We start from the raw sequence: 20,547 nt of genomic DNA, 5'->3' as shown, positions 1-20,547 counted from the left end.
GAGAGAACGGGATTTATTGCGATCTCAGGCCGATTGCGACCTGGTTGGCAAGCTGATTGGCCAAAGTCCGTGCGGCATCGGCCTGGGCGGCGCTTTCGGCTTCGATGGTTGCGAAATCGGAATCGACAATATTGTAACTGGTACGGGTTCTGACATTGCCCTTGCGCAGGACCTTTGAATCCTGCCGGCGCGTCAGTTCATAGGTCGCCGTGATCAGGTAATCGGCGATTGTCGCTTCGTTGTCTTTGGTAAAGCCCTGTTCACTGGTCGATTCGCTCAGTGTGACTTTAAGGTCATACAAGGGGGTCTTGCTTTGCCCCCGTGGGGTCAGGGTCTCGACCAAGGCATTGCGCGTGACCTGACCGACGCGGTCATTAATCAGGGCAACTTTGACAAGTGCCATGTTTGCAGCGGTGTTGTAATTGTCGCCCCCTGTTGCGTAAAGCGGCCGGAAGCCGCAGGCACTCAGGGTCGTCAGGGCAACAAGTGCCAAAACCGGAAGAATCGCGCGCATTTTCATTCAATCAAGCCTTCTGTCTTTCGGGCCAGCGATCAGGCCTTGCCGCCACAATAGTTCGGTTCCGATAAAAGGGCAAAACAGAGTTAGATTGGCAAGAAAAGAATGGTGCGTCCGGTTTGATCGTGCCGACGTGGAATTATCCTCCGACTCGAGGTCGCGGAAGCTTTGACGCAACAGGGCAATTGCCAGATTGTTTCGTCCTTCATCAATGGCTGTGATGATTTCCGGGGTTGGGGATTCTTTGATGCCGTCGTGGGACATTGTTTCGGAAAAATCCGCACATGTTCGCCAAACCTGACGCAGCCAGCGCCAATGACCAACCAGACTGTTGTGACTTATTTGCAATGGACGGTGAATGGGAACATCCGCCAGCAACGCCAGTGACAGGGTATCGAGGCCAACTTCGCGATACAGCTGCTGTGCATCGGGGCTCACCGACTCCGTCGTGACCTTGGCATCATTTCGCAAAGCGGGCTTCTTTGCCTGGTCACCCTGGTTTTGGGTGACCGTTGCTTGCGCGATGACATGATCAAACATTGCACGGCGCAACGCTGAAAGGTCTTTTGACAGTGCGGCGTACATAGCAGGGTGCTGGCTGCGCATGACGAACCCCCAGTCGCGTTCAAGCGAATGGGGGTTGAATTCGGGCGATATATATAAGGTGTCCTGTGCCATCAACCCTATTGGGCGTTTGCACTGTCGATGCGCAGCTGGCGGGCACGGGTCAGGATCGCATCTTCAAGCGAGGTAACCGTTCCTGCTTCGACCACCGCATCCTGCCACTGATTCGGACCTACATTGACCTGACGGAATACCGAAACCTTGATGGCATCGGATCGCAACGCTGTGCCGAGAATATACGCGGTCAGTTTGAAGCGTTCATTCGGGGTCTCTGCCGGCGAATACCAATCGGTAATGATCACACCGCCAAACGGGTCGGCCGAATTAAGGGGCATGAATGACAGGGTATCAAGTGTGGCACGCCACAAGAAGCTGTTGACACCGATGCCGGATCCACCTGCGCCCGGCTTGGCCTCTTCGCCACCGAAAATGTTCAGGCCATCACCACCGAACAGAGATCCTTGCTCTTTCAGATCGGCGCGCGTTGCTTTGCGGCCATTCACTTTCTGATCTCCAGGAGCAGACCCTGGAAAACTGTCATAGTCAGCTTGTGATCCAGCACAGCTTGCCAAAAAGGCAGAAAGTGCAGCAATGGTCGCGAATTTGGCGAAAGAACTGTTCACGGTGTAGCCCTTAATATCGAGTGTCGTTCAGCAGTTGCCCGCACTATAAGGCGGATGGCGCGCCGGGCAAATAAAAACATGTGTGGTTTTTGTGCAACATGATGTGAAAAATGTCGCATTTTGATCACAGTATCGTTGACGACAGCAAAAAATACTGGCTCCATAACGTCGAACCGAGCGGCAATAACAAAAAAGCTGCTCACCTAATTTTGTTATGCGCTCAAGCGCATTTGCAAAGACGTTGAGGGAAAAGATGAAAAAGATTCTGGTAGCTTCCAGCGCACTCGTCGCTGTTGCTTTCGCAGGCCAGGCACAGGCTTCTGAGAAAATCAGCCTGTCGCTCGGTGGTTTCATGGAACAGTGGGTCGGTGTTGCTGATGAAGACAACAACGCTGAAGGCAAAAACAAGTTCCAGTCCGATACCGAAGTTCACTTCAAAGGTGCAACCACCCTTGATAACGGCATCGAAGTTGGCGTAGCAATCGAATTCGGTATCGAAGGCGGTGACAACGCTACTGACGAACAGTACCTGTTCGTTAACGGCGGTTTCGGTCAGGTTAAACTTGGTTCCGAAGATGGCGCAGCTGGCGACATGACCATCTCTGCTCCGGCAGTTGGCCCGGTTGGCGCAAACGACGGCGACCTCACCAAGTGGATCTCCACCTCGAACGTTCCGAACAACAGCTGGGACGATGGTGATGATCAGAAAATCACCTACTACACCCCGGTCTTCGGTGGTTTCCGCGCTGGTGTTTCCTACACCGACTCTGCTGATGCAGAAGCTAATGACCAGACCACCAACGGTCGTGAAGTTGTTTCCGGTGGCGTAGAATATAACGGCGACTTCGATGCCGTTTCTGTTTCTGTTGCTGCAACCGGCGAAAGCAAAAACGAAGGTGAGTGGTACAACATTGGTGCAAATGTTGGTTTCGCGAACTTCGTAGTTGGCGCTTCTTACGGTGAGAAAGACAAAGAGTTCGGCACCACCACCGGTACTTATGATGTTGATGGTTTCGATGTTGGTGTTTCCTATGCAATGGACGCAGCAACCGTTTCCGCAACCTATGCTTTCTCTGACTATGGTAACGGCGAAGTTGCTGCTGCTGACCTCGGTCTTGCTTACACCCTCGGTGCTGGCGTGACCTGGAAGTCCTCGATCTTCTGGTTCGAAGACGATGCAGACAACAACACCAACGACAACGACGGTTTCGGCGCTGTTACTGGTCTTGCTCTCTCCTTCTAATCCTTACTGGATTAGCTGAAGAATTGAAGGAGGCGGATTTTTTCCGCCTCCTTCTTTTTTTGACCGTTTAAAGCCGAAATCTCCTAATCATAGGTTTACTGTATCCTCTCCGACTTTGCTTAAACTGGGACCGACGGAAAATCTGTTGGACTTCTGCAGTCGGGCTTTTCTTGAAGCTATAACCTGGCTCGTTCAGACCAATATTTGCGTTTGAGTATACTGTCTTGGCATTGCTGAATGGTGGGGCTTTGGCAGCGCGGTCATCATTGCGGAATATCTGCCAACTGGTCGCTTTGCAGCATGCCAGGAACAATAAATGACCTGAGGATATTTATAGGGGTATATAGATAAATACACACGTCATCTGATACTTCTGGTGACCGATACTCATTGCAAAACTATATATACACTCAAAAAATCAGTGCGCTAGCTAGGTGGTGTGCTTAAAATGCCACAGTGCGATATTTAAATGACCATTGGTCGTTTATGATAGTTGACCATAAGTCATTAAAAGGTTTTTATGTCCCTCGACAGATTGAAGGGCCGCTCGGTTCAACCCCTTCATTCCCGAAACGTCATTCTTTGAGGGTAAAGATGAAAAAGATTCTTTTTGCTTCCAGCGCGCTCGTCGCTGTAGCTGTTGCAGGTTCCGCACAGGCTTCTGAAAAAATCCAGCTTGAAGTTGGTGGCTACATGGAACAGTGGGCTGGTGTAGCTGATCAGGACGTCGGCGAATCCAAAAACGCATTCCAGTCTGACACCGAAGTTCATTTCAAAGGTAAAACCACCCTTGATAACGGCATCGAAGTTGGTGCAGTGATCGAACTCGAAGGTGAAACTTCTGATGACCAGATCGACGAACAATATCTGTTCGTAAACGGTGGCTTCGGTCAGTTCAAACTGGGTAAAGACGACTCGGCTGCTGACTCGCTTGGCATCACCGCACCGTCGGTCGGTCCGGTTGGCGTTAACGATGGCGACCTGACCAACTGGGTCGACGCATACCTGATCGATACCGTTCCTTCGAGCGGCGACCAGAAACGCGCTACCTACTTCACCCCGAACATGGGTGGTTTCCAGGCTGGCGTTTCCTATGCTGACGACAGCGGCTCGAACAACAACGACAAAGCAACCGACGGCGACAACATCGTTTCTGCAGGTGTTAGCTACCAGGGTGATTTCGACGGTGTTTCCTTCGGCGTTTCTGCTGTCGGTGAAAACCAGGGTGAAGGCAACTGGTATGGCGTTGGTGCAACCGTTGGCTTCGGTAACTTCGTAGTTGGTTCTTCCTGGGGCCATATCGAAGACGACTATGCACAGGGTGAAGGTGAAACCACTGCTGGTGACACCGACGCGTATGACATTGGCGTTTCTTATGCAATGGACGCTGCCAAAGTCTCCCTGACCTATGGCTATGCTGAATACGGTAACGGTGGCGACGATGCCGACGTATCCGGTGAAATCAGCACCGTTGACCTTGGCCTTGCTTACACCCTTGGTGCAGGCGTGACCTGGAAATCTTCGATCTTCTGGTTCGATGATGAAGTTGACACCGCTGGTCAGTCTGACAATGACGGCTACGGCGCTGTTACCGGTCTGGTTCTGAACTTCTAATTCCTCGGAATTGGATACAGACGTGGAAAGGGTGGCTTATGCCACCCTTTCTTTTTTGTTCTATCTGGTTTTTTGCGATTTTTCGGTGCTGTGGAGCATCAGCTATCCAGCGATAGCTCCGTTTTGAGCAGCGATAAAATCGCATCGCTTTTTTGGCCAAGTTCGGCAACGCAGGGGACGGGGTTTTCGGTTACCAAAGTACGGGCGAGGGCCGGATCGCTTTTTTGCGGTAGTTCGCTTAACACACTGGCCGCAACATTCAGGCTTCCCATACAGCCGATTTTGCCATCGGGCGTCGCACGCAACTTCGCAAGTCCGCATGGCGCCTGACAATAGGGGCCGACAAAGCCGCTTTGCCAGCTGCGCAAATTCTGATGGCGTCCCTGAAGTGTTTTGGCAGAAGCCGAACTGTAGATCCCGAGCCCCGGTGTCTGAAAAAGCTTGGTAATATGCGCCGGGCCGCTATCGGCGACTACCATGTAATCTTGCTTCGAGACAAACTGCACAAGATCGCCGATCGTCTTAAATCCATCGACGATCCGTATATTGGGTGCGGCCAGATCGCCAAGTGCCGCTTTATAGGCCTTCATCACCCCTTGATAGGCATTCAAAACAATCGTGACATTGGCATCATGACGGGCAAATAGCGTGCTGATTTTCCCGACAAGCTCCGGTGGTAATGTCCGAAGTGGGGAAGAGGCCATCGGGACAATGCCGATATTGATCCCGGGTTTGAAACTGACATCGCGTTTTTCAAGCGGAACCGGCGCCAATTCAAAGGCTTCGCAAAGGGCTTCTTCCGGGTTGACCGGCATGGTGGCGATATCTTTCCATCCTTCCATCTCGCTCAGATCAATCACATATTCAAACTGTGCGAGGTTCCGCGCAGAAATGAACAACTGAAAAATCGCAAGATCGGGGATCAGAGCAAAGATATCAGAAGCCGCGGCACTGTTAAGAACGGCTGTTTTCGCATGTGGATAGCGTTGAAGAAATGCCCTGAGAAACAGAGTCATACCAACACAATCGCCAAGCGCATCGTCGGGGATCAAAAACAGAACCGAACTTTTGGAAAAGTCGGCTTTTCCCCAGCAATCACGCGGCAGCACCTGAAACCGGAAGGCATCGGATTTGATGGCAACTCCCTTGGCATTGCCAAGAACCTGTTGACGCAAAAGCGAGTTCGTACGCGTGAAATAAACAGGACTGTTGTCAGATGCCTGAGCAAGTTCCGGGCTGACATTGGGCAGGCCGAACTGAAAGGGTTGTCTGGAGGCGAAACGCGCAAAAGTCTTGCGCGATGGATGCAGGTGGCGGGGCATTACGGGGCTTATTCTCCAATCACCGAAAGGTGCGGTTCACTCAGAAGAAAACCCTATCCCGGCCAAAGAAGCAAGGGCGGAAGACCGCAGGTTTCTGCATGTTTTCCGGTTAATTCCACCCAGTCCGACCGGCGTGATGCCAAGGGTGTGACATAGCATTGCCATCTGTTGAACTTGCTGAAGTGAAAGGCCCGACCTACCGGGGTGACTTTGGGTGGAAAATACCGGTGAAATCAACACTCCGCTTGGTCGATGGCGTGATGGAAGGAGCGCCATGTGGTGCAGGGTTTTGATCCCATGGCAGGCGGATGTCGTAATCATCCCTGTCGGAATTTGATGATAAATTCCAGGCGTTTGGAGAATGCGATATTCCGGAAGATGAATTCCGTCAGCAGAAATTTCAAGCGCAAGCCCAAGGTCATTTGCAACCAGAAACCGGATTTGGCGCAGGCGGCAAAGCTGCCGGAGTGATGCTGCCAGTTTTGGTCGATCAGGATGGTTGTAATGACGAAAAATCACCATGCTGTTACGCGGCAATTGCTTGATCGCCGACCGCGGATCGGGCAAACGGTGATCGTCGGTCAAAAGTATGACCGGCGGAAAAACAGACCCTGGGCGGCTATTGCGCACATTGAGTTGGCGAGCCTGCTTTAACAGGGTGTCATCCATTGTTATGATCCTGATCTTCGTCTGCCACCGATTAAGGGCCTATCATCCATGAGCCAGTCTGATCTGTCATCCGACAAGAGCGATGTTGCTGAAAACCTTGCCGAAATTCAGAGAAATATCAATGCGGCCTGTGTTGCCGCAAAGCGTGATCCGGCTGAAGTCACCCTTGTCTGTGTTAGCAAAAATCACGAAGCCGATCATGTGCGCAAGGCCCTGCTTGAAGGAAGGCGGGTTTTTGGTGAAAACCGGGTCCAGGAAGCAGCAGGGAAATGGCCGGGGCTGCGTGAAGAGTTTCCCGATATCGAACTTCATCTTATCGGGCCGCTTCAAACCAATAAGCTGAAAGATGCGGTCGCACTGTTTGATGTGATTGAAACCGTTGACCGTCCGAAACTTGCAAATGCGCTGGCAAAGCACCGTGACAAAACCGGTGAGTGCCCTGATTTGTTTATTCAGATCAATACTGGCGAGGAAGAGCAAAAAGCCGGGATCGCGCCAAAGGATGCTGATGCATTCATCAGGATGTGTCGCGAAGAGCTTGAGCTGCCGATCAAGGGGCTGATGTGCATTCCTCCTGTTGATGAGGAACCGGCCCCGCATTTTGCCCTGCTTGGCAAGATTGCGCAGAAACATGGACTGGAAATCAAAAGCATGGGAATGAGTGGTGATTACGAGGCTGCAATCGCCATTGGGGCTACTCATGTGCGGGTTGGGACAGCCATTTTCGGGTCACGAGGCTATTGATTCCCAAAAATACGGTGATTTTTTCCCCGAAAATGCCGATTTAAGGGGAAAGTTTTGTCATTTCACCGATTTTTTTGCCGAAATCATGTGTTTTGAACGTATTTTCAGGTAAGGCGCATTTTTGTGGATAACCAGCCGAAAGACAATGACGGTTTCATCCGTTCTTTGTGACAAAAAATCCCGCCAGAAGCGGGATTTTTTTATTCGGGTCAAAAACCTGACTAAGGGATCAGTTTGTATCCGCCGGGCTCGGTGATCAGGATCGCGGCATTTGACGGGTCTTTTTCGATTTTCTGGCGCAACCGGTAAACATGGGTTTCAAGCGTGTGGGTCGTCACCCCGGCATTATAGCCCCATACCTCATCAAGCAGGGTTTCCCGGGTAACCGGCTTGTCGCCGGCACGGAACAGGAACTTCAGAATCGAAGTTTCCTTTTCTGTCAGGCGGACTTTTTTCTCGGTCGCGGTTTCAATCAATATCTTGGCACTTGGCTGAAAGCTGTATGGACCAATGACAAAAACGGCATCCTCGCTTTGTTCATGCTGGCGGATATGGGCGCGAATGCGCGCCAGCAGGACATTGAGCCGGAAGGGCTTGGTAACATAGTCATTGGCACCGGATTCAAGGCCAAGGATGGTGTCTGAATCACTATTGGCACCAGTGAGCATGATGATCGGTGACTTGACGCCCGCCCGACGCATGAGTTTGCACACGTCACGTCCGTCCATATCGGGAAGCCCGACATCAAGCAGGATCACATCAAAATAGGATTCCTTGGCAGCATCAAGTGCATCTGCACCGCTTTTCGCGACCACGCATTCAAACTCTTCATGCAGGCGAAGCTGTTCAGTCAGCGACTGGCTCAAAGCTGCATCATCTTCGACCACAAGAACCTGTTTACCTGTCGACATTCACCATCCCTTGCTGCTTGCGCGATCCGGTCTATATATTGGGCCGTATCAGGAACCGGGTGTTACCTTGTTTTCTGGAACTTCCGGTCCGGCCCGCCATATATAAAGTACTCAATCTAGGATCAGCGCCTTAAAGTGCATTTTCAAGAACAAACTGTTTTCGCATTAATCCTGTGCAGGATGCGTATTACTTAATACAGTCACCCGGTCGGGTTTATCCGGTGTGCATTGCTGTAAAATCTTGAAAGATGTCTATCTTCCTGCGATTTTGCGCAGCGCTTGGAATGAAACCTGACTGACCAATGCGGTTATATTAAGTAATTCGGGTCCTTATCCAGCCCCATACCCACCAGATCGCGATGTTGTGATCATAAAGACAAGATAACGATGACCCAAAGTTCTGTTGCCCCGGCCCAAAATGACAGCAATCTGATCCCGGCCACTGATCTTGTGACTGTATCACGCGCTGTGGCCGATTTGCGCCGTGGCGAAATCGTTCTGGTGCAAGGCCATCAGGACGGCGAAGCCCACAATGTGGCTGTCATTGCCGCAGAACCGTTGTCGCAACTTGGTTTTGATCGTTTGTGTGATATCGCAAATGGCAACGAAGCCCCGGCAATCGTTATTCCGCGTGTGCGCGCCAAATCACTGGGACAGGCGTGCAAGGATGATCCGTTTATCGCATTTGTCAGCGCGGACCGATCGGCAATCAATGCAGATCGGCTGGGCGAGATCGCCAACCCGTTGCTTGATCTTGAAAAATTGCCAACAGGTGACTGGCGCCCGGTTTCAATGGCCGAAAGTGCCGCCATTCGATTGGCAAAACTGGCAAGACTGTTGCCGGCTGTTGTGACGGTTCGGGTTGGCGCCGATCAGCTGGAAAATCTGGCACGGGCGCAAAATCTTCTGGTGCTGCAATCAGACAGCATCAATGGATATGAAAATGCCTCTGCCGCAAGTCTGCGCCAGGTGAGTGAAGCCCGTGTGCCGCTTGAAGATGCCGAAAATGCGACTGTCATTGCCTTCCGTCCCGAAGACGGTGGACAGGAACATCTGGCCATCGTCATTGATGAACCGGCAAAGGACAAACCGGTGCTGATTCGGTTGCATTCGGAATGCTTTACCGGTGATCTGATCGGATCATTGCGTTGTGATTGCGGCCCGCAATTGCGCGGTGCAATTTCCGAAATTTCGCGCAGCGGGCAAGGTGGCATCGTTCTATATTTGCGCCAGGAAGGGCGCGGGATCGGCTTGGTCAACAAATTGCGTGCTTATGCACTTCAGGATCGCGGCTTTGATACGCTTGATGCCAACGAAGAACTTGGCTTTGACGCCGATGAACGCGTTTACCGGCCGGCCGCCGAGATGCTCAGACAGATGGGTTTTGAGACAGTGCGTCTTTTGACCAACAACCCGGAAAAGCTGACCGGACTGGAAAGCTGGGGCATTCAGGTGTCCGAACGCGTTCCCCACAAATTCCCTTCGAACGGTCACAACGAATTTTATCTGCAAACCAAGAAAGATCGGGCAGGGCATCTGTTCTGATTGTGCCAGGATGGGATCCCGTAACCCGGCAGAAGATTCCGACAGGCAGCTTTTCCCAAAACCGTTCCTGAATAATATCATTATTTTTCAATAGGTTATTTGATCTCCAAACTGGCACTCCTTTTGCAAATTATCAGGCAAGAGGAGGACAGATATGTCGATTGGAGCAAATTGGCGGCAAATTTCGCCCGGTAACGTGCCGGGCGTCGCAGGAGACGGGGCAGGAAGCAAGTTTGCCCAGTCGAACGCGGCTGACCAGCTTTCCGAAACATCGGAAGGCCGCAGTTTTTCCGAATATATGTTCGGCCAGGACGGCTTCGAGTTCTCCGATGTGCTTGATGTTATCAATCCTTTGCAGCACATACCCGGCGTTGGCATGATCTATCGGTCACTTACCGGGGACGAGCTCGGTAACGGGGCCCGGGTTGTTGGTGGCGGATTGTTTGGCGGGGTATTCGGTCTGGCCGGGGCTGCAATCGATGCGGTTGTCGATGCCGTGACAGGTGAAGATACCGGCGCCCATGTCATGGCCTTTGTCGAAGACAGCTTTGGCGGTGGTGACGAGAACGGTACTGCGATCGCCGATGCATCCGAAAATAGTTCCGATTCCGAAATGAGCCTTGCTGCGGCGGATGGCAGCTATCAGGGTGATCTTGTTCTGCCATGGATGACGGGGTCGCAGTCCACGCAGCCCTCACGACAGGCAGCACCACATGCCGAGCAGGAAACCATTGTGCAAAACGCGCCTGTTGCACCGGTGGATCAAACTGTTCTGGCGTCCAACGCAGCCGTGAACCCGGTTCGCGACGGCATCAAGGCAAGTGATCTGAACGTTCCGTGGGCGCAAAGCAACGGGCCGGCGCAGTCGATGAACGCTCAGTTACAAGCCCAGATGACTGCCAACATGACTGGCCAAGCCAGGACAAGCGATACAGGAACGCCAGCAGCATCGGCAATGGATCCGGCGGAACTGACCGTTGCCATGGCATCAGCCCAAACCGGCAATCCGGCATCATCAGGTCTTGCCCAGACCGTAGCGGCCAATTCAGCATCACATGAAACCATGCGCCGCCCGACATTGACCAGCGACGTCGGGAACACGGTTTGGGCCCGGGCGCAAAGCAGCGGACGTGTCAGCCGTCAGGGATCAAGCTTTGCCATTTCACCTGAAATGGCGGCCCATGAAGCGCGCACGGCAAAACTGAACGCAGCCAAAGAAAACGTGTCGGCATCAAAATCGGAAAATGGATTCCATGATGGGAATACACCGCTTTCGGCTGCTGAAATGGCCGCGCGGTTTAACGCAGCCCTTGGTCGTGATAAGGCCCAGACCATGGCCGCTGACGCAGTTGCCAGTACCAATGCCGTTGCGGATCAGGACCGATCTGTCAGTCAGAATGCCAGAAATTCCGGCGATGTTAGCGCTAACACGGCAGGAGATATCGCACCGAATTCTGACGCTGAATCCCATCCCTTGATGCAGCGTGCGTCAAGCCATCTTGGCGGAGACGAACCTGTCGGGGCGTGGTTTAGTCAGACAATGATGGATGGTTTGAAAAAGTATCAGGCGATGCAACAGCAAAACCAGGCCCGGCCATCGGGCAATGCCATCTGATCACAGCATGATACTCATCAAAAAAGCCCGCCTGTTTATCACTGGCGGGCTTTTTGTTTTTTAACGTCGGGTCTGATCAGCTGTTAAGGAAACCGACGATTTCCTTGACCTCGCGCAGGATCGGCTGGGCAATGGCATTGGCCCGCTCGGCTCCTTTGGCCAGAACACTGTCAATATAGGCGTGATCGGCATTGAGCTTTGCCATTTCTTCGGTGATCGGTGCCAGTTTATCAACAACCACGTCGGTCAGCGCCTGTTTGAAGCCCGAGAATTGGGTGCCGCCATGCTCAGCAAGAACCGCATCGACCGTGCTGTCGGTCAGCGCAGCATAGATGGTGATCAGGTTCTTGGCTTCCGGGCGGCCTTCAAGACCGGCGGCTTCGCTTGGCAGCGGTTCCGGATCGGTTTTGGCCTTGCGGATTTTTTTCGACAGCGTATCGGCATCGTCGGTCATATTGATGCGCGCCATATCCGACGCATCGGACTTGGACATCTTTTTCGCACCGTCACGCAATGACATCACACGCGTTGCCGGGCCAAGAATAAGCGGCTCGGGCTGCGGGAAGAAGTCTTCGACGCCGTAATCATTGTTGAATTTCAACGCAATATCACGGGCCAGCTCAAGATGCTGTTTCTGATCTTCGCCGACCGGAACATGGGTCGCCTTATAGGTCAGAATGTCCGCCGCCATCAGGCTCGGATAGGCATAAAGGCCAAGGGACGCGTTTTCGCGATGCTTGCCGGCTTTTTCCTTGAACTGGGTCATGCGGTTCATCCAGCCGATGCGCGCAACACAGTTAAAGATCCAGGCCAGTTCGGCATGGGCGGAAACCTGGCTCTGATTGAACAGAACATGTTTTTCCGGATCGATGCCCGATGCAATCATGCTGGCAGCAAGTTCGCGAATGTTGGAACGCAGTTCGTGCGGGTCCTGCCAGACCGTGATGGCATGCATATCAACAACACAGAAGATGCATTCATATTGCTTCTGCAATTCGACCCAGTTGCGGATCGCGCCGAGATAGTTGCCAAGATGAAGGTTACCGGTGGGCTGGGCGCCCGAAAACACACGTTCCATTGGTGTCGTCCATTTCAAATGATGATCAATAAAGCCTGCATACTCCGCCAGGTTTTGGACACCCGCCGGCGGACGAGCATGCAAGCAAGCAGCGCGGAGTTAAGCCGCCCTGACAGGTCAGGTCAAGCAGCTTGTCGGCATATGACCGGATTTATTCCCGCTAGGCGGCTTTTCCGCGTTTGAAAGTGGCCTTGAGCTCGGAAAGGCTGGTGGCCCCAAGCAGTTGGGCAGCGATGCCATAGACCGCCAATCCCCCAATGACACAGAAAGTCATGATGGTTATCCGCGTGACTGAAAGGGCGTCATTCTGCCAGAAAATATCGGTCGCCACCCAAAGAGCAGCCCCCATCAGAACAGATGCCAACAGAATGCGCGGTAACCGTTTGACAAGCCGGTCATCAAATACAAGATCGCCCCTGCGATGGAGCAGGAAGCAAAGTGATCCGGCATTGACCCAGACGGAAACCGATGTCGCAGCTGCAATGCCGAGATGCCCGAACAGTGGCATCAATGCAACAATCAGCGCGATATTAAGGATCATGCACGAAATGCCGATCCGGATCGGGGTTTTGGTATCTTCACGTGCAAAGAAGCCCGGTGCCAGCACCTTGACCAGAACCGATGCCGGAAGGCCAAAGGCAAAGACAATCAGGGCAAGACCGGTCATGCGGGTTTCTTCGGCCCCGAACGCCCCGCGTTCAAACAGGACATTGATCACCGGAAGCCCCATAACACCCAGCGCAACCGCAGCCGGAAGCGTCAGCAAAAGGGCGATTTCAATGCCGCGATTCTGGCTATACATCGCGGTTTTCGGGTCATCGCCCTGCAACTGGCGTGAAAGCGTTGGCAAAAGAGCCGTGCCAATCGCAATGCCGATCACCCCAAGCGGCAGCTGTTGCACCCGGTCGGCATAATAAAGCCAGGATACCGCACCATCGGATACCAGTGATGCCAGCATGGTATCGATCAGCAGGTTGAGCTGATAAACACCGGCCCCGATCATGCCCGGGATCATGCGTTTGCCAAGAAGTTTGACCCGGTCATCTACCTTTGGCAGTTGCCACTTGATGGCAAAACCGGCGCGTTTGCAGGCAATGACCAGACAGACAAATTGCGCAACCCCGGCTGCGGCAACCCCCCATGCCAGCGCATGGGCCGGGGTTTCGGTCATCGGTGTCAGGCCAAGCAGGGCGGCAATCAGACAGATATTAAGGATAATGGGTGCGCCGGCCGCAGCGGCATAACGATGAAGGGTATTAAGAACCCCCGACATCAGCGCAACGGCGGAAATGAAAGCAAGATAGGGGAAAGTGATCCGCGATAATTCGATCGCAAGATTGAACTTTTCGGGATTTTCCGCAAAGCCCGGCGCAAAAACATACATCGCCCAGGGCATCAGGATTTCGATGATGGCCACCAGAAAACCGGTGATCAGAACCAGCATCGACATGGCGCGCGCGGCAAATTCGCGGGCCGCATCCATGCCGCGTTTTTCAATGTCACCAGCCAGAAGCGGAATGAAGGCCGCGGAAAAGGCGCCTTCGCCGAACAGTCGGCGAAACAGGTTGGGGAATTTGAACGCGACAAAGAATGCATCGGCCATGCCCCCGGCACCCAGCATCCCGGCAATCAGAATGTCGCGGCAAAATCCCAGCAGGCGGGACAACAAGGTGAAACCACTAACCGTAGCGATGGAGCGAACAAGCGACATTCAATAGCGTTCCGTATCAAGGAGGCATCAGGCTTTGTGTGATGATCGCCAATTGCGGCAATGATCAGGCCGGAGCGACAAAACTGACAGCTGAAGGTGAAGAAGTCGTAATGACACCTTAAAAACGGGCTGGGCTATATCACAAAAATATGAAAGTCGTTGAATCAGGTGATTTTTTTCGATGATTGTGACAGCCGTCACAGAAAATGGATTGTAACGGGCATAAATTCCATCTCGCTGAGGATTCGTTGGGACGCGAGCCTCATTATTGGACGGGCGGGGAAACAAGGGAATCCACCTCAACCTGCTGCACTCCGAGGACAACGACATCGCGAATAACAGGTCTCGATGTTGGGTTTGGTTTTTACCCTTCCTCGTCCGTCACAATTTTCCAAAAAGACAAAAATACCGTTCTGATCGCGGAGATTGGAACTACCGGATTGATCCGTACCGTGGTGGTATTGATGATGCCACATGGGTATTGGATCAATCCGGTTTGTCTTTATGTGCCAAGCCCAAATGTCCCGCCAAAAACGGGCGGAGGCGGCCCGTCAATTGTTCTGGATGGCCTGGGTCAGGGTTTCCTTGACCTGGACAAATTTGGTCCGGCTGTCGATTTTAAGGCCAAACACGTCTTTTACGTAAAATACGTCAACCGCACGTTCGCCAAAGGTGGAAATACGGGCCGATGCGATCTGCAAGGACAGGTCACGCAAGGCACGGGTAATGTCATAAAGCAGACCAAGCCGATCACGCGCGGTAATTTCAATCACCGTATGGGTGCGGCTGGCCTTGTTGTCGATGATGACGTTCGGTTCGACCTTGAACACCGCAGTGCGGTGCTTGTTGTCCTTGGTCTGGCGACGTTCGATTTCATGGCTGGGGCGCAGACGCCCGGAAATCACCTGTTCAAGAGTTTCACGCAGCTTTTCGAGTTTGGCCGTATCGTTAAAGGCCTCGCCATTGGTGTCCTGGACAAAAAAGGTGTCCAGCGCCATGCCGTCGGCAAGGGTCAGGATCTTTGCATCAACAACGTTGGCACCGCACAGCGCCATCGAACCGGCAATCTGGGAAAACAGGCCAGGATGGTCGGTGGTGTGAACGGTGATTTCGGTGGCGTCAATTTCGGTATCGATGCGGACATCGACCGTGATTTCCGCACCGGTTTTCTTGGCCTCGCGGGTCAGATGGGCATGATGGACGTGAACATCGGTATCGAAACTGAGCCAATAGGACGGATAACCGCGATCGATGAAATCTTCGATATCGTCAGTGGGCCAGTCAACCAGCGCTTCGCGGAGCGCCATCTGGGCATTGGCAACGCGCGAATCGCGGCTGTCGGCATTCAGGCCACCCGACAGCAAATCATCGGTGGCAAAGTAAAGTTCACGCAAAAGCGTTGCTTTCCAACCGTTCCAGACATTGGGCCCGACCGCGCGAATATCGGCCACGGTCAGACAAAGCAAAAGACGCAAACGTTCCTGTGACTGCACCAGATCCCCGAACGCCTTGATCGTGGTCGGGTCATTAAGGTCGCGTTTGAATGCGGTCAGGCTCATCCAGAGATGGGCCTTTACCAGCCAGGCAACAGTTTCGGTATCGGCAGGCGACAGGCCCAGACGCGGACAGAGCTTTTCGGCGACTTCGGCACCAAGTTCGGAATGGTCGCCGCCACGTCCCTTGGCAATGTCATGGAGCAGGACGGCGACATAAAGTACCCGGCGCGAAATCACCTTGCCCATGATCCGGGTGGCGACCGGCGCATCTTCGGCCAGTTCACCACATTCGATCTGATTGAGAATGCCGATCGCGCGGATGGTGTGCTCGTCCACGGTATAGGTGTGGTACATGTCATATTGCATCTGGGCAACCACACGCCCGAAATCGGGGATAAACCGGCCAAGAACACCGGCTTCGTTCATTTTGCGAAGCGCGACATCCGGGCTGTTGCGCTGGGTCAGGATTTCAAGAAAGACCTCGTTGGCGACCGGATCATTTTGCAGTTTGTGATCAACAAATTTCAGGCTTTGCGTCACCCAGCGCAGGGTTTCGGGATGAATGCCGACACCGTTCTGATGCGCAACCAGAAACAGGCGCAAGATCTTGATCGGGTCTTTTTTGAAGACATTAAGGTTTTCGACCGTCAGGCGATCATTGCGCAATTCGAACCCGTCGATTTCCTTGGTGCCGAAAAGCTTGCCCGGGAACCGGATCAGCGGGCGGCGCTGATGGCGTTCTTCCAGGGCGGCACAGAAGATCCGCGTCAGGTTGCCGACATGTTTGACCATCAGGTAGTAATGTTTCATGAAGCGTTCGACACCCGATGCCCCGGCATGATCGGTATAGCCAAGGCGCGATGCGATTTCGCGCTGCATGTCAAAGGTCAGGCGGTCTTCTTCGCGGTCTGAGAGGTAATGCAACCAGCAGCGCACCGCCCACAGGAAGTTCTGGGCCTTAAGGAAGCCTTGCGCTTCCTTGCGGGTCAGAACCTTAAGGTCGACCAGTTCCATCGGGGAATTGACGCGATACAGATATTTGCCAATCCAGAACAGGGTATGAAGATCGCGCAGGCCGCCTTTGCCGTCCTTGACGTTGGGTTCGACCACATAGCGTGAATCGCCCATGCGAACATGGCGTTCATCGCGTTCGTTCAGTTTCTTTTCGATGAATTCAAGACCGCTGCCCTTGACCAGTTCGTCCATGAACCGGGCGCGAAAGACATTATAGGTATCCTCATCCCCCCAGACGAACCGGCTTTCAAGCAGGTTTGTGCGGATGGTGATGTCCTGTTTGCCCATACGCAGGCAATCATCAACCGAACGGGTGGCATGACCGACCTTAAGGCCAAGATCCCACAACATATAAAGAATGAATTCGACGACCTGTTCGCCATGGGCGGTTTGCTTGTAGGGGAACAGAAACAGGATATCGACATCCGAATGCGGTGCCATATCGCCGCGACCATATCCGCCAACTGCAACCACCGACATGCGCTGTTCATTGGTCGGGTTATGCAGGGGATAGACGAAGCTGACGGCAAAATCATGGATCAATCGGACGACCTGATCCATCAGGAAGCTGTTGGAAAACACCGTTTCCTGGCCGGAATTGCTGGCTTCGAAACGGGCGCGAATGACAGTGCGACCGTCTTCCATGACCGATTTCAGCTTGTTCAGGACAGCGGTGCGCTGTTTGAAACTTTTCAGCTCCGGGTCCTTTGCGATGGCTTCAAGCTCGGCAAAGACTTTTTTCCGGTCAATGATTTCGCGCTGCTTCTTGATCTTGTAGGTCACGTTGGTCGGTTTCCTTGGCGCTGGTCTGCGGTCTGAGTGCCGTATTCGGGGCCGTTATCCAAATACAATAACGACAAAGTTTTGCGTCCGCATCATATGCATGTGCCATGCCGGAACGCAGGTTTTGCCCAAACGCCGAAAAACCCGCACCATCAGGCCCAAATGAAAACAGGCACCTGCCTCATATAGGGGCAAGGTGCCTGTTTTTCATGCGTTTATATTCGATCAGCTGTTGATTGATCGCAGACGATACAACGCATCCAGTGCTTCGCGCGGTGTCATATTGTCGGGATCAAGTTCGGCCACTGCGTCCAGAACCGCTTTCTGATCATCAGACAGGGCAGGCGTGCTTGCGCGTTCTTCCTTGGCGGCCTGTTCGATGGCAACGGCAAATAGCGGCAAGTCATCGGCAAGTTTCGAAACAGCCCCGCCCTGTTCGCCTTTTTCAAGGGTCTTGAGAACCTGTTCGGCGCGCTTGATCACCGGTTTGGGAAGGCCAGCCAGCTGGGCGACATGAATACCGTATGACCGGTCTGCACTGCCGGCCCCGACTTCGTGAAGGAACACGACCTCGCCCTGCCATTCCTTGATCAGCATCGTGTGGCAGGACAAATGGTCAAGCTTGGCGGCAAGGGCGGTCAGTTCATGATAGTGGGTGGCAAACAGGCCGCGGCATTTGTTGATTTCATGCAGGTTTTCAACAACCGCCCAGGCAATGGAAAGCCCGTCAAAGGTTGCCGTACCACGCCCGATTTCATCAAGAATCACCAGCGACCGGTCGGTTGCCTGATTAAGGATCGATGCGGTTTCAACCATTTCAACCATGAAGGTCGATCGGCCACGGGCCAGATCATCAGCCGCACCCACGCGTGAAAACAGCCGGTCAATCACCCCGATATGGGCCTTGGCGGCCGGAACAAAGGCACCGATCTGGGCCAATACCGCAATCAGCGCATTCTGGCGCAGGAAGGTCGATTTACCGGCCATGTTCGGACCGGTAATCAGCCACAGGCTTTGCGCATCTTCAAGGCGGCAGTCATTGGCAACAAACGGGGCATCGCCATTTTCGCGCAGGGCCGCTTCAACCACCGGATGGCGACCGCCACGGATGTCAAAGGCAAGGCTGTTGTCAATGGTCGGGCGGACACAGCCCTGATCACGGGCAAGTTCGGAAAGGGCGGCTGATACATCAAGTCCTGCCAGGGCTTGTGCGCATCTTGCAATCTCGTCTGCCTTGGCAAGAACGGCTGCTACCAGTTCTTCGAACAGTTCAAGTTCAAGGGCAAGCGTCTGATCACCGGCCTTGGAAACCTTGCTTTCAAGTTCGGACAATTCCACGGTCGTAAAGCGCACGGCATTTGCCATGGTCTGACGGTGGATGAATTCGTCTTCTTCCATCATCTTGTCGGCGGATTTGGCCGATACTTCGATGAAATAGCCCAGAACGTTGTTGTGCTTGACCTTGAGATTGCTGATCCCGGTCTGTTCGGTATAGCGGGCCTGAAGATTGGCGATCAGCTTTTTGCTTTCGCTTGAAAGCATGCGCAATTCATCAAGCGGCGGGTGATATCCCCCGGCAATAAAGCCGCCGTCACGGGCCAGAAGCGGCAGATTTTCCGAAAGCGCCCGGCGCAAAAGGTCAATCAGGTCGCCATGATGCCCCATTGCCGTCAAGTGATCGCCAAGGGCTTCTGGCTGTGTGGTCAGACCATCATTGCCACCATCGGGTTTGGCCAACAAATTGCCGATCGCAAAGGCACAGGACAAACCGTCACGCATTGCCGCCAGATCACGCGGACCACCACGCCCGACCGACAGACGCGAAAGCGCGCGTTCAATATCGGGACATTCGCCAAGGGCTGCGCGCAGATCGGATCGCAACGCATCGCGATCATGGAAATATTCGACCAGATCAAGGCGTTTGTTGACTTCATCGGCATTGGTCAGCGGGGCCGACAGGCGTGCGGCCAGCAAACGTGCCCCGGCGCCGGTTTTGGTGCGATCAATAACCGAAAGAAGCGATCCCTTGCGCTCGCCCGACTGGGTCTGGATCAGTTCCAGTGACCGGCGGGTAGCGGCATCAATTTCCATTGCTGCCCCCTCGGCCACACGGGTCGGGGGCGACAGGCGGGGCATCTGGCCTTTCTGGGTCAGATCGACATAATCAATCAGTGCGCCGGCCGCGGAAAGTTCGGCAACCTCAAACCCGCCAAAGGCATCAAGGGCTTCGACCTGATAAAGCTTTTTCAGGCGCAGCTGCGCGTTTTCGGGATCGAAACGTGCGGTCGGCTGCGGGGTGATGATGTTTTTGTATTCGGCATATATGTCAAACACGTCCGCACGGTTCAGCATCTTTTCCGAAAACAGGATTTCACCCGGATCAAGCCGGGCCAGGGCCGCAGGCAGACCGGCCATATCACAAGGCTGAACAAAAAAGTCGCCGGTCGACATATCAAGCCAGGCCAGGCCGACCTTGCCGCGCACTTCCGATACGGCTGCCAGATAGTTATGGCGCCGCGCATCCAGAAGGCTGTCTTCGGTCAGGGTGCCTGGCGTGATCAGGCGGACAACGCCGCGTTTGACCACGGATTTGGCACCGCGTTTCTTGGCCTCGGCCGGGTCTTCCATCTGTTCGCAGACCGCAACACGGAACCCCTTGCGAATAAGACGCTGAAGATATGTTTCGTGACTGTGGACGGGAACACCGGCCATGGGAATTTCGTTACCCTGATGCTTGCCGCGTTTTGTCAGGGCGATATCAAGGGCTTCGGCTGCTTTGACGGCATCGTCAAAGAACAGCTCGTAGAAATCGCCCATCCGGTAAAACAGCAAGCAGTCCTGATACTGTTCCTTGATTTCAAGGAACTGCATCATCATGGGTGTTGCGCCCTCTTTGGAAAAGGAAGGCGCGGTCGGTGTGGTGTCGGATGTATCAGCGATCTTGTTCATGACGACTGTGATAGCAAACCCTGAAGGCATTGACGAGAGGTGGCAAAGTGCGAAGTCATAGTTTTTGACCTATGCCATTGCAACGCCTG

At 53.5% G+C, this 20,547-nt stretch carries 15 protein-coding genes; 5 read left to right on the top strand and 10 right to left on the bottom strand.

The window, feature by feature from the left end:
- Positions 1-13: 13 nt before the first annotated feature.
- From lptE to CU041_RS09500, 3 genes are read right to left on the bottom strand one after another with little or no spacing between them, the layout of a single operon-like run.
- Positions 14-520 (bottom strand): LPS assembly lipoprotein LptE, encoded by a 507-nt coding sequence (lptE, locus tag CU041_RS09510; protein ID WP_101246664.1) that lies wholly within the window; start codon positions 518-520, stop codon positions 14-16.
- Entirely contained in the window at positions 521-1,195 is a 675-nt protein-coding gene (locus CU041_RS09505; protein WP_101246663.1) for a hypothetical protein, read from the bottom strand.
- Positions 1,196-1,200: 5 nt separating this feature from the next.
- Complete coding sequence (locus CU041_RS09500) at positions 1,201-1,764, bottom strand: DUF3576 domain-containing protein (RefSeq protein ID WP_228194866.1); 564 nt, start codon at positions 1,762-1,764, stop codon at positions 1,201-1,203.
- A 253-nt stretch (positions 1,765-2,017) separates the two neighbouring features.
- Between CU041_RS09500 and CU041_RS09495 the strand changes: the two genes are divergently transcribed.
- Together CU041_RS09495 and CU041_RS09490 are read left to right on the top strand one after the other, a co-directional pair.
- Entirely contained in the window at positions 2,018-3,007 is a 990-nt protein-coding gene (locus CU041_RS09495; RefSeq protein WP_101246662.1) for a porin, read from the top strand.
- Between the two features lie 594 nt (positions 3,008-3,601).
- Positions 3,602-4,621 carry a porin gene (locus CU041_RS09490; RefSeq protein WP_101246661.1) on the top strand — a complete coding sequence of 340 codons (1,020 nt, stop codon included), beginning with the start codon at positions 3,602-3,604 and terminating at the stop codon, positions 4,619-4,621.
- Positions 4,622-4,719: 98 nt separating this feature from the next.
- Here the strand turns inward: CU041_RS09490 and CU041_RS09485 are convergent, their stop codons facing one another.
- Both CU041_RS09485 and CU041_RS09480 read right to left on the bottom strand, forming a co-directional pair.
- Entirely contained in the window at positions 4,720-5,943 is a 1,224-nt protein-coding gene (locus CU041_RS09485; RefSeq protein ID WP_101246660.1) for a glycosyltransferase family protein, read from the bottom strand.
- A 36-nt stretch (positions 5,944-5,979) separates the two neighbouring features.
- Complete coding sequence (locus CU041_RS09480) at positions 5,980-6,612, bottom strand: thiamine phosphate synthase (RefSeq protein WP_101246659.1); 633 nt, start codon at positions 6,610-6,612, stop codon at positions 5,980-5,982.
- A 48-nt stretch (positions 6,613-6,660) separates the two neighbouring features.
- Between CU041_RS09480 and CU041_RS09475 the strand changes: the two genes are divergently transcribed.
- A complete protein-coding gene (locus CU041_RS09475; protein WP_101246658.1) occupies positions 6,661-7,356 on the top strand; it encodes a YggS family pyridoxal phosphate-dependent enzyme in 696 nt (231 codons plus the stop codon).
- A gap of 221 nt (positions 7,357-7,577) precedes the next feature.
- Here the strand turns inward: CU041_RS09475 and CU041_RS09470 are convergent, their stop codons facing one another.
- Positions 7,578-8,267 (bottom strand): response regulator transcription factor, encoded by a 690-nt coding sequence (locus tag CU041_RS09470; protein WP_101246657.1) that lies wholly within the window; start codon positions 8,265-8,267, stop codon positions 7,578-7,580.
- A 387-nt stretch (positions 8,268-8,654) separates the two neighbouring features.
- On the opposite strand from CU041_RS09470, the gene ribA reads away from it, so the two are divergent.
- A complete protein-coding gene (gene ribA / locus CU041_RS09465) occupies positions 8,655-9,812 on the top strand; it encodes a GTP cyclohydrolase II (RefSeq protein WP_101246656.1) in 1,158 nt (385 codons plus the stop codon).
- 154 nt (positions 9,813-9,966) lie between these two features.
- Entirely contained in the window at positions 9,967-11,427 is a 1,461-nt protein-coding gene (locus CU041_RS09460; RefSeq protein WP_101246655.1) for a hypothetical protein, read from the top strand.
- 76 nt (positions 11,428-11,503) lie between these two features.
- Here CU041_RS09460 and trpS read toward each other — a convergent pair whose 3' ends face one another.
- The 4 genes from trpS to mutS all read right to left on the bottom strand — a co-directional run bounded on the left by trpS (position 11,504) and on the right by mutS (position 20,458).
- Positions 11,504-12,505, bottom strand: coding sequence for a tryptophan--tRNA ligase (gene trpS, locus CU041_RS09455; protein WP_101246654.1), 1,002 nt, complete (start codon positions 12,503-12,505; stop codon positions 11,504-11,506).
- Between the two features lie 160 nt (positions 12,506-12,665).
- Positions 12,666-14,216 (bottom strand): murein biosynthesis integral membrane protein MurJ, encoded by a 1,551-nt coding sequence (gene murJ / locus CU041_RS09450; protein WP_101246653.1) that lies wholly within the window; start codon positions 14,214-14,216, stop codon positions 12,666-12,668.
- Between the two features lie 551 nt (positions 14,217-14,767).
- Complete coding sequence (locus tag CU041_RS09445) at positions 14,768-17,509, bottom strand: [protein-PII] uridylyltransferase (protein ID WP_101246652.1); 2,742 nt, start codon at positions 17,507-17,509, stop codon at positions 14,768-14,770.
- A gap of 225 nt (positions 17,510-17,734) precedes the next feature.
- Positions 17,735-20,458 (bottom strand): DNA mismatch repair protein MutS, encoded by a 2,724-nt coding sequence (mutS, locus tag CU041_RS09440; protein WP_101246651.1) that lies wholly within the window; start codon positions 20,456-20,458, stop codon positions 17,735-17,737.
- Positions 20,459-20,547: the final 89 nt, after the last annotated feature.

It is taken from the genome of Thalassospira povalilytica (assembly GCF_002844235.1).
Taxonomy (GTDB): Bacteria; Pseudomonadota; Alphaproteobacteria; order Rhodospirillales; family Thalassospiraceae; genus Thalassospira; species Thalassospira povalilytica.
The sequence above is the reverse complement of the archived record's forward strand: the minus strand, read 5'-3'. Positions and strand labels throughout refer to the sequence as shown.